Origin of the sequence: Microcoleus sp. PH2017_35_SFW_U_B (assembly GCF_020737865.1) — a bacterium.
GTDB lineage: Bacteria > Cyanobacteriota > Cyanobacteriia > Cyanobacteriales > Microcoleaceae > Microcoleus.
Genome location: NZ_JAEQDE010000195.1, coordinates 1 through 10,263, shown reverse-complemented (window position 1 = coordinate 10,263; position 10,263 = coordinate 1). Strand labels below are relative to the sequence as shown.

At 41.8% G+C, this 10,263-nt stretch carries 10 protein-coding genes; 3 read left to right on the top strand and 7 right to left on the bottom strand.

All coding sequences use genetic code 11. The features are described from left to right. Positions 1 to 1,054, bottom strand: a 1,054-nt coding sequence (locus tag JGK36_RS33550) for a YncE family protein (RefSeq protein ID WP_293201367.1), incomplete at its 3' end; no start/stop codon positions are given. A gap of 226 nt (positions 1,055 to 1,280) precedes the next feature. Here JGK36_RS33550 and JGK36_RS33545 point away from each other — a divergent pair. Next, positions 1,281 to 2,462, top strand: coding sequence for a pentapeptide repeat-containing protein (locus tag JGK36_RS33545; RefSeq protein WP_293186100.1), 1,182 nt, complete (start codon positions 1,281 to 1,283; stop codon positions 2,460 to 2,462). 148 nt (positions 2,463 to 2,610) lie between these two features. Here JGK36_RS33545 and JGK36_RS33540 read toward each other — a convergent pair whose 3' ends face one another. Together JGK36_RS33540 and JGK36_RS33535 are read right to left on the bottom strand one after the other, a co-directional pair. Continuing rightward, on the bottom strand, positions 2,611 to 4,038 hold the full coding sequence (locus JGK36_RS33540; RefSeq protein ID WP_293201365.1) for a DNA/RNA non-specific endonuclease: 1,428 nt from the start codon (positions 4,036 to 4,038) through the stop codon (positions 2,611 to 2,613). 19 nt (positions 4,039 to 4,057) lie between these two features. Then, on the bottom strand, positions 4,058 to 4,384 hold the full coding sequence (locus JGK36_RS33535; protein ID WP_293201363.1) for a hypothetical protein: 327 nt from the start codon (positions 4,382 to 4,384) through the stop codon (positions 4,058 to 4,060). 367 nt (positions 4,385 to 4,751) lie between these two features. On the opposite strand from JGK36_RS33535, the gene JGK36_RS33530 reads away from it, so the two are divergent. Then, positions 4,752 to 5,282, top strand: a complete 531-nt coding sequence (locus JGK36_RS33530) for a pentapeptide repeat-containing protein (protein WP_293201361.1) — start codon at positions 4,752 to 4,754, stop codon at positions 5,280 to 5,282. A 143-nt stretch (positions 5,283 to 5,425) separates the two neighbouring features. Here the strand turns inward: JGK36_RS33530 and JGK36_RS33525 are convergent, their stop codons facing one another. From JGK36_RS33525 to JGK36_RS33515, 3 genes are all read right to left on the bottom strand, one after another. After that, positions 5,426 to 5,923 carry a pentapeptide repeat-containing protein gene (locus JGK36_RS33525; RefSeq protein WP_293201359.1) on the bottom strand — a complete coding sequence of 166 codons (498 nt, stop codon included), beginning with the start codon at positions 5,921 to 5,923 and terminating at the stop codon, positions 5,426 to 5,428. Positions 5,924 to 5,954: 31 nt separating this feature from the next. Next, the gene (locus JGK36_RS33520) at positions 5,955 to 7,097 is read right to left on the bottom strand and encodes a DNA/RNA non-specific endonuclease (protein ID WP_293201357.1); all 1,143 of its coding nucleotides are present in this window, start codon (positions 7,095 to 7,097) and stop codon (positions 5,955 to 5,957) included. 172 nt (positions 7,098 to 7,269) lie between these two features. Beyond that, complete coding sequence (locus tag JGK36_RS33515) at positions 7,270 to 7,701, bottom strand: hypothetical protein (protein ID WP_293201355.1); 432 nt, start codon at positions 7,699 to 7,701, stop codon at positions 7,270 to 7,272. 423 nt (positions 7,702 to 8,124) lie between these two features. On the opposite strand from JGK36_RS33515, the gene JGK36_RS33510 reads away from it, so the two are divergent. Continuing rightward, entirely contained in the window at positions 8,125 to 8,598 is a 474-nt protein-coding gene (locus tag JGK36_RS33510; RefSeq protein ID WP_293186096.1) for a pentapeptide repeat-containing protein, read from the top strand. Positions 8,599 to 8,740: 142 nt separating this feature from the next. Here JGK36_RS33510 and JGK36_RS33505 read toward each other — a convergent pair. Beyond that, the coding region (locus tag JGK36_RS33505) for a DNA/RNA non-specific endonuclease (protein WP_293201353.1) at positions 8,741 to 10,263 on the bottom strand (1,523 nt) is incomplete at its 5' end.

Genomic DNA, 10,263 nt, shown 5'->3' with positions numbered 1-10,263 from the left:
CATTTCGCTGATTGCTTGCCTGGAAACCCCAAGTATCCACACCCCTGTCGCGGGCGTCAAGCTTGTAATTACCCGGATTCTCTATAGCCTTAATCATTTCCTCAACATCGAAAACGTAGGAACTTCCTCCCAAACCTAGGGTGGGATAGGAACCAATCAAATATTTGCCGTCGCTCGAAAGCGCTACGTTGTTAGTTAAGCTGCCAGGAATCGGTCGAGTTGCGGCCACCAGTCGAGGATTGGGTTCCAGCGGGTTTGCGATAATGCCTATATTTCCGGCAACAAACGCATATTTCCCGTCTTGCGTTACTGTTACAGCCACTGCCTCGTTGACATCAAAATAGTCAGTGGCCACGCCCAGCGACAAAGGAGCGTAGTTGACTTTAGCACTAAAATTGAGGGGGTCTTCAGACGTAATTTCGAGCACTCCGAAGCCCTTGCCGTCATCCTGAAGCTTTATCTCCTCCCCATTACTTATGGTGCGGACACTAGCAAATCCGTTGGTGAACACCATTTTCTTCGGGTCGGAAGTAGCAGCTATGCCCTCTGTCTCCGATGCGGTGGGGATTACTCCAATCTGCTGGTGCCACTTCCGCTCGTTAGAGCCCTGAGCGCTCGGTTTGTCGCGAGGATCAATGTTGACAGCGTAAAGGTTACGGTTAGGTGTTTGTTCGTTACTGTCGGAACCTGTGGCGAACAGCCGCCGCCCGTCGCTGCTGATGGCTAGCTGACTCAATCCCAGGGGTGATGTGACGTTAATTGTTTGAACGACGGTATGATAAGTTGCTGAATTCGGGTTGATGTCGAGGACGTAGATGTTGGGGCGATTTTGGTCGGCAATGTAAGCGTAATTATCCTTGGGGTCAATGACAATACCTTGCGGGCGAGCTCCCTGATCTATCTCTCGCAGTGCCATCAAATCCACTACCGAAACGCGGCCGGTATTCCGCATAGTCACGTAGGCGCGGGTAGCATTGTTGGTAGGGGCGATCGACTCCGGTCGGTCTGATGGGATATTGGGATTACCCACAGGAATGTTAATAGCAACCGCCAATTTAGCGCTGCTCTGGGTTTCAACAGTTGATAAAGCATCTTTGAGATTAATCTCAGCTAGTGCCTGATTGAATTCTGCATCTTTTAATTATTACCTGCTCGCTTCAATAGCAAACTTTTATTTCTGCCCCGCATTTGTGACTAATTGCTGATTATATTGCAGTAGCAAAAACCAGGATTATCGTACTATAATAATTCAGAAGTTAAACTAATTGAATAGATAAATTATGAATGCTGAAGAATTGGTCGGACGGTATGCCAATGGCGAGAGAGACTTTGCTGAGGTTGACTTGAGTAGTGTCGATTTGAACAGAACAATGCTTATTGATATCAATCTCACCAATACCAATTTGATAAATGCTAACCTCAGCGATGCTAACTTGAGTGGTGCTAACTTGAGCGATGCTAACTTGAGTGGTGCTAACTTGAATGGAACTCAGTTGATTAATGCCAACTTGAGTGGTGCGAATCTGAGGGAGGCTAATCTTAGTGGAGCCAACCTAGAGAGGGCGAACTTGAGCGCTGCCAGCCTCATTTACGTCAACCTCAGCAACGCTAATCTGGAACACGCTGATTTAAATGATACTGATTTACTAGAAGTTGACTTCAGCGGTGCCAATCTCAGTCATGCTAATTTGTGGGGAGCTGATTTGAGTAATGTATATTTTCTTGAAACTAATTGTACAGGAGCTAATTTCAGCAACGCATTCTTGGTGGATGCGGTTATCGAAGGTGCTAACTTTCAGGGCGCACAAATTGATAGCGCTATTTTCGAGATGCAAAAGATTCGATTTCGAGAACTCCGAAGTCGATATGCGGCTGGGGAAAGAAATTTTAGCGGTTTTATGGTGGAGAGGGATGATATTGCTCCCGGCGAGCATTGGGATCTCGGACAATTTAAAGGCTTGGATTTAAGTGGCATTATTTTGCGTAACAGTAGCATCCAAGATATTGGTCTCTACATGGAGGGAGTGATTTTGCGCGGGGCTGACTTGACTAGGGTCGATTTGGGTGAGAGTCATTTTGAAGGAGCAGATTTGAGTAATGCTATTTTGCGGGAAACCCGTATCTTCCAATCGGTTTTTGAGTTTGCCAATTTGAGTGGAGCTGACTTGACGAGAGCTGGGTTAGTCGAGAGTAGTTTTTTCTATACCAATTTCAGTAGAGCCAATTTGAATAAGGCAAGAATCAGCAATCTCCACTTTGTTCGCGATAATTTGACGGAGGCAACCTTTAAGGGAGCCAGGTTTTTTAACGGTGTTTATTTTGAAAAAGCCAATTTGACCCGAGCCGACTTCCGTGGAGCCGACTTCGGGGTGAAAGATAATAATCTTTTTTGGGCTAAGTTTCGAGATTGCCGTTTTGAGGAAACACTGATGCCCGATGGCAGCGTGCGTAGTAATAGCTAAAGTAAATATAGCAATCCTAAATCATTTGTGAATTTCTTACTCTCTCCCCTTCGCAAGGGGAGGGTTGGGGTGGGGTAAAAAAATTACGACTCATTTAGGATTACTATAGACTTCTCTGATGAGAAGTTTATTTCAGCTAGAATGTGAGCTATTGTGGAAGAAGTCTCTGAACCGATCTGAGATTGTCTTTAACAGCAGGATCGTGGATATTAGAAAGAAAATCGTACTGACTGTCTAGGGGTAAATCTTTGTTAAGCCTTGCTTCCAATGCTTTGATACTCATTGTAAACGCTCCATCATTCCACGCTCGATTTTCAAATGTTGGGCCGATCAGACCATCTAAATATTGAGTAGGTTTTGTGTAGTCGAGCGTTTGTTTAATGCTGTAGGAATTGTTAGGTATCCACCAAGCAAAGTGGATATCTGGAACCTCAGATTTGTTTTCAGGTGAAAAGCCTAAAACCACCTTCCAAAGTGCATCCGGCACTTTAATCTTTGCTTGATTATTGCTGTCTGTTCCCGCCGTAAAATTGGTAAATTGGTTGGGACTAGAATCTCCTATTTTAATTGGAGTAGGCCCTTTCACCTCCGTAGGTAAAGGCCCATCGGTTACTGTTCCGCCACCCTCACCTGAACCTCCTGCAAAGATGAAGAATTTAAAATCGCGGTTCTTTGCAAGATCCCGAAGTCCTTTTTCCTGAGTTGCCCAAATTCCTGAGTTTTGCTTGCTATCTTGAGGAATAATATTTGTTGTCAAAAACGTGGCTATGTTATCCTTCTTACTCCTTTGGCGATCCGCAGAAGGAGTTAAATGCCCCCGATCTGCCCAAAAGAAAGCTTTCTTGTTCCACAAAAATCGACCATATTCATCCTTAGTGTAGCTAATCTGAGATTTAAAATCGTAATCATTATCCTGCACCCTATAGAAATTTGGTGCAGGCAATTCTGGATCTTCAGCAAACTTTTCTGCTGCTCTCCCTGCACTGCCATTTGCCCAACCTTTGTCAAGTACCCAGCCCACCCAGTTAGGAGTATTTGTTTGACCATTGTAGGAAAGAGTATATTGAGGCTTCTCTATCAAGTAGTTAGTTTGATAGGTGTTATTCGGATCGGTGTTATCCAGATAACTTCTAGCACGATTGGGATTACCAAACTTGAGCGAATCACTTTGGAAGAAAACATTATCTAGGTAGACAGGAATAGATGCTTTGCCTTTGAATTCAACAGTTGCCACTTGACCGCGCAGTCTTTCTGGTACATCAATGTAGAAAGATTCAAAGCCAGTTCTGCCGTAATCTACTTTATATTTATCTTCTAGGTAAGTAGAAGGAACACCGACAGCATCTGTGCCATTTTGGGCTTTTTGGAGAGTTATTGTTTGAGAAAACTCTGGAATTGAGGGATCTAATGGTCGAATAGTAACATCAAGCGTACCTTTAGGGTTGGCATTAGACCTATTAGGAACCCCAGGTGCGTGTAGATCGAGTCGAAGGGAACCCCAATCAGGAACGGCAAAGAAATTGTGCGTAATGCTTTCACCTGATTTGAGCTCCAAAGCATAATTGGGTTGACCCAAATTAGCCCCTACTACAGGGCTAGATAAAGTAAGGAATGGGTTGCGAATCTAGTTGAGCCGCTACAGCATCAAAATTCCCATTAAACAAAGTAGGAACCGCATAATCACCCCGCATCCTAGCCGAGTAAGTATTATCTTCTAACACCGAAACCCGATTATTTTTCAAATAATTCTCAAAGTTACCCAACTCAGTTTTAGTCTTCTTCCCACCATCAAAATAAGGTCGTAATTGAGAACCTCCACCTAAAACAGAATGGAACCAACCCGTACCAATTCCTTCCCAAGGAGCTTTAATATCTCCCTGAGTAAAACTAGCATTAGTGTGGTCAGGAGTGTACCAAATCACAGATCTTTGGGTATTTTTTCAGTTATAATTGATGATTTCCTGTTCTATACCTGTAGATTATGGATTTTTTTGTAGGCACATAAACAATTGTGTTTCTCTGATTTGCTAAAGGCTTAGTATGTTTGATCTGACCGGAAACAATTTCTATGGGAATTAAGCCAGGCTCAAAGGCTGGACAGGTTCCCTCTGGTCGAAAATATCGGCAGTAGTTACATCCTTTGTACTCAATCATTTTTTTTACGATTCAATCACTACTACTTGTTCAGGAGGATATAGTATAAAGTATTGCAAGGCCGTAATTTCTACGATATCAATACCTAAATTCTTGGACCAATTTTCCGAAAGCAATAACTAAAATAGAAATATTATGCTGATTACACCAGATGAACTACTAGAACGCTATCAAGCTGGAGAGCGCAATTTTGCCGGATTGAGGATGAAGGCTAATACAGACAATCCTGATGTCTTAGACGGTGCTGACCTAAGTAATATTATCTTAAGTGGAATATACTGGCCGGGAGCTAGGCTTAGAGACGTTAACTTAACAGAAGCTAAATTAATAGGAGCTTATATGCCTGACGCTGATTTCACACTAGCAGACCTAACATGGGCCAATCTCAACGGAGCTACATTGAGGCGGGCTTGTTTAGAATGTACTAATTTGACAGGGGCTAGGCTGGAATATGCTAACTTAATTCAAGCTAACTTGGAAGGGGCTGATACTCTTAATGCTAATTTTGAATATAGTTCTCTGTGCCAATTAAATTTGACGCGAATTAGACCTGCGGGTCATCCCATTGACACTCTTAATATCCATTGCACAGGTGCGTTACTCTGGAATACGCTCATGCCTGATGGAACGTTTATTGCCGATCCTGTATACGACATGAGATACTAAACACAGGTCTCCAATTACTTCGGTCATTGTCATATATAAGACTTACGCAAAAACCTATTTCTGACAAAAATTATCTCTTTTTCGATAAAAATTGACACAGAAACTAGGTTTTTGGTTGCCCATGCGTAAGTCCTGATACATATTTATTCGTGATACCTTGGATTGCTAACAAACGTACCATCAGGCAGATAGGTTTGCCAGAGCAAAGCGTTAGTCAAAATCACCTGACGATGACATTCTTCATCCAGCTTGATTTTGGTAAGACCTACTTGACAAAGAATACTTTCACTTAAATCAGCACCTGTTAAGTCGGCTCCAATCAATTTAGCACCTGTTAAGTTAGCTCCAATCAATTTAGCACCTCTGAGGTTAGCTCCATTTAGCCAAGCCTCAGTAAGGTTGGCTCCTGTCAGGTCTGCACCTGACAAGTCAGCCTCTGCCAGTCCACCACGAACTAAAGAGATTCCTACTAACTGAGCTCCACGCAAGTTAGTTCTGCTGAATGAGTTGAGATCAGCTCCACTTAAAATGATGTTGCTTAAGTTAGTTGTGGTTAATTCACTACAAATACCATATTGAGTTACCCCAGCAAAGTTACGTTCGCCAGCATTATAACGCTCGATTAATTCTGCTACATTCATATGGATAATTCTGTCTCCCTAAACTTATTACTTAAAATAATAGAGGTAAAGTAGTATTATCCTCAATTTTTTCTTGAACTTCGGTGGCAATGTTCGAGAAAAAGTTATAGCCAGTCAAGTCCTCAATATCATTGACTGAGAAAATGTGCTTGCGCCAGTCTAGTTTTGATGGCTGTTGGTTAGTATTTGGCAAAAGTACGCCAAAGGAGATGGCCTTAGTTGTAATATCTGTAGGACTTTGACCGGGTGCTTCTGGAATTAAAACAACTTTCCACAGCCATTCAGGAACATCAATATTAAATTGAGAAGTTCGATCCTTAATTTGTGAGGGTAATTTTGAGGGTAATTCTGAGGGTAATAGTGATTGAATCCGATCGATTGAGCCATACCTGCCAGTAATAACGTAAACCTCATTGTTAGGGTTATTACTCTTTCTAACAAAGGTGTTTATGTCACCTTCGAGCTTCTGCCATGCTGTATCATACTGAGGTTGTGGTACTACATTTGTTGTCAAGTATGTTAGGTAATTATCTTTAGAAATAGAGTAATTATCCTGTGCTCCTGTATTAGGGTTTGGGATTGTATGATAGCTCTCTATTCCTCTTTCTCGATCTTGATTTGGCACTAAATGTCCTCGGATAGCAATAGTACCATTTTGACCAGTTTTACTGTAGTCTTCACTGATTGTAGCATCAGCAAAAGGTAGGCTCAAATCGGGAGCAAAATTAGGACGTGGCATACTTACTCCTCCTAACCATGAAGGATCTAATTTATAGCTCACCCAATTAGGAGTCTTGAGACTATCATTGTAAGAAACTGCATACTGAGGTTTTTCAATTAAGTAGTTATTGGGTTGGCTTGCTTGCTCAGTCCTTGCTTCTTGTTGATTCAGAGACGGATTGCCAAACTTCAGGTGTTCGCTTTGGAAGAATACATTATCAATATACACTTCTGTATCTCCATGTAGCTTAAATCTTAGTCTAGCTGTTTTCCCTCGCATTTCATCAGGCACATTTACTTGAAATGTTTCAAATCCCTTAGAACCATAGCCAATGCGATTAAGCTGTGATTGTATCAGTGGTTGAGCAACTGCTTGAGGATGAACTTCTCGTAAATCTACAGCAGCGGGAATTGCTCTTATTTCATCAACAGGAATTAAGGATGGATCTTCCACGAGAGTGCTAGGATCAATCTCCTTATCCCTTAGTATAAAAGATTGGTCGTCTGTCTCCAAATACACTTGAATATAGTCATCCTTATCATCAAGGCGAGCTGGCTCAGGTACATGAATATCAAATCGTAAATTTCCCCAGTCAGGAACAACAAAGCGATTGTGCGTAATGCTCTCACCTGAGAGGAATGGGTTGCGAATCTAGTTGAGCCGCTACAGCATCAAAATTCCCATTAAACAAAGTAGGAACCGCATAATCACCCCGCATCCTAGCCGAGTAAGTGTTATCTTCTAACACCGAAACCCGATTATTCTTCAAATAATCCTCAAAGTCACCCAACTCATTTTTAGTCTTCTTCCCACCATCAAAATAAGGCCGTAATTGAGAACCTCCACCTAAAACAGAGTCAAACCAACCCGTACCAATACCTTCCCAAGGAGCTTTAGTATCTCCCTGAGTAAAACTAGCATTAGTATGGTCAGGAGTATACCAAGTCTTAGTAACATCGGTGATATTGTTTTGCTCCAAATCGCCCAAGCGGCGGTAAATTGTGTCACCGTTTTCCGATGGCAGTTTGCTACCCGTGAGATTAGCAGTTCCCGCCAAGCCAAAGCAGCCCGATGAGAAGCACCTTCCCCATCATCCGGCGTAAAACCAGCCCGGTTTCCTAAAGAAACATTCCAATCAGATTTCCAGTTCGTTCCAGCAAGTTCCCGACCGTTAATCGTATTCCCAATACCCTTTGTTTGGTAATAATTGTCAGCATAAGTGACATTATTCCAAACCTTAATTTCTGGGTCTTGAATATTAAGGTAAGTTCCTTCAAAAGAATTATCATCGTAATCGTAAGGGTCAATAGTCGTCATCTGAAAGTCGCGATTTGCCCGACTCGTACCACCAGCATCAGGTAAAAACGTACCTAAACGCTGGACAATTTCACTATTAACAACAGCCCCTTGACCGAAACCAACAAAATGTAGCGGCGAGTGCGCTATTATCGAAGGTGTAAATAGATACAGGAGTTGAGTTATGGAAAAAGAAAGGATTACTGTAGAAGAATTACTCAGACGCTATGCTGCGGGCGATCGAGATTTTAGAAACATCATTTTAGAGTATGCTGACTTGAGCGGAGTTGAACTGCAAAATATTAACCTGAGTGGTGCTCAATTTAACTATGTCAATTTGAGCCGACTCAATTTGCATAGGTGCGAGTTGGGTTCGGCTCAATTTTGGTACTGTAACTTTACAGAAGCTAGAATCACCTCAAGTCATTTGCAATACAGTAGGTTTTTTGACTGTGACTTGAGAGAATTTAACAGTAGTAGATGCGACATAAGCTCGGTTAATTTTACTAGAGTCAATTTACAAGGTGCGAAGCTTGGGGGCTTTGGCGAAGACCCTTGTAACTACTGGGACGTTATTCGCCATGACGGAGTTTTTATTTCTGGTTTCACTTCCAATCTGTATCGCTCTTCCTGTAGCAATACTAACAGGGAAGTATGAGATTATAATAATATCCTAAAAAGTTATGAGAGTATGATTACTTCTGGGCTAAACGGAACTTCCTCCTGTAATGCCAAGTTCCGTTTAGCCCAGAAGTAAAATGTTAAGAAGGAGGAGAATATCTCCCTTGATTCTTCAGAGCTTACTGAATATCTTCTGGCAGATTTGACAGGAAATCAAACTTAAAGTCATAGTTACGAACTTTGTTACGTTCGTTAAGAATCTTTGTGAGTTCTGGAAGAGTAACTCGCCAAGTATCTGGGTTCCTCCAATCCGTTTTCTTTATGTTACTGCGAACGCTGTCCAAAAAGGGAGAAAACATATCATTGTTAAGCGGATTAGCAATCCCATCTAAGGATACATTATTCCAATTTGGTTCTGCTATGTTAGGCGTCATATATGCGAAAGCTTCTATGTTTGACGAAGTAACATCAACTCCTGGTTGTTCCACAGCCATGATTGTTTTCCACGTCCATCTAGGGATGTGAATTTGTCGGTTTGACAAATTGCTAGGGCTTGTATTTCCCTGATTGATCAACTCTCCATTGAAAAGGTCATCAAGCAACTCAGGAACATTCGTTTTCTTTTGAGTATTTGGATTGTTGCCGATAGCCCCAGCAAAAATGTAGAGCTCTTGCCCCTGATTGGCTCTTTCATCTACCACTTTATCTTCAATATTGAACCAAGCAGAAGTCTCATCTGGATTATCGCTGTCTCCAAAGAAACGATTATTATCCATTGACTGGGCAATCAAATTGGTTGTTAAGTACGTTGCTAATTGGTCTTTGGGATGTCTTCTTCTATCTCTGTCAGGAGACAAATGACCTCGATCCATTCCTAAGCCCGTAAAGATATTTCCATCATAGGTAGACAAGCCACTAGCGAATAAATCGGGATCGGCTATAAACTCAGGTCTTTTTATTAACCCATTGGGTAACTCTCCCGGCTGTGTTTTTGGTCTTGTCACCCATGTTTTGTCTACTTTCCAACCAACCCAGTTGGCAATTTTAGTATCAGCATTGTAAGAAACCGCGTACTGTGGTTTTTCAAGCAGCAAGTTGTTTTTATATGTACTGTTGCTAGGATTCCATCTAGCTTGAGTGGGATTACCAAATTTGAGATGCTCGCTCTTGAAGAAAACATTATCTATGTAAACGGAGTCACCGCCGTCTAAAGAAAAAGTTATTTTCGCTGACTTTCCTCGGAAATCTGCTATTTCTAAATCAGTGAGGTTTAACTTAAGTTGGAAGGTTTCAAATCCTTTTCTGCCAAACCCAATCTTATTTTCAATGTCTGAATAGATGTTCTTAATAGACTCGGTGTTATTGTTGTTGGCTGCATCAATTTGAAAGTTTGCATCTTGTGCCAGATTGATGATTACATTTTTACTTTGTCCATCTATCGTTTCAAGCTTGACATTTAGTGTTCCGCTTTGAGTGGGAGCAAAAACATCAAATCGTAAATTTCCCCAATCCGGTACGACAAAGGGATTGTGCGTGATGCTGTCGCCTGTACCTAATTTTAGAGCATAATTGATTGAACCCGAATTAGACCCTACTACAGGGTTAGATAAAGTAGTAATGCTGTTCCGATTCACCAAGGAGCTTTGCAACACAGACTTATTATCGCCATTGTACAAAGACCAACCAGGAATGGGTTGCGAAT

Coding starts and splice junctions, on each gene's coding strand:
- JGK36_RS33545 (WP_293186100.1), top strand. CDS start 1,281: ATGAATGCTGAAGAATTGGTCGGACGGTATGCCAATGGCGAGAGAGAC.
- JGK36_RS33510 (WP_293186096.1), top strand. CDS start 8,125: ATGGAAAAAGAAAGGATTACTGTAGAAGAATTACTCAGACGCTATGCT.
- JGK36_RS33525 (WP_293201359.1), bottom strand. CDS start 5,923: ATGAATGTAGCAGAATTAATCGAGCGTTATAATGCTGGCGAACGTAAC.
- JGK36_RS33530 (WP_293201361.1), top strand. CDS start 4,752: ATGCTGATTACACCAGATGAACTACTAGAACGCTATCAAGCTGGAGAG.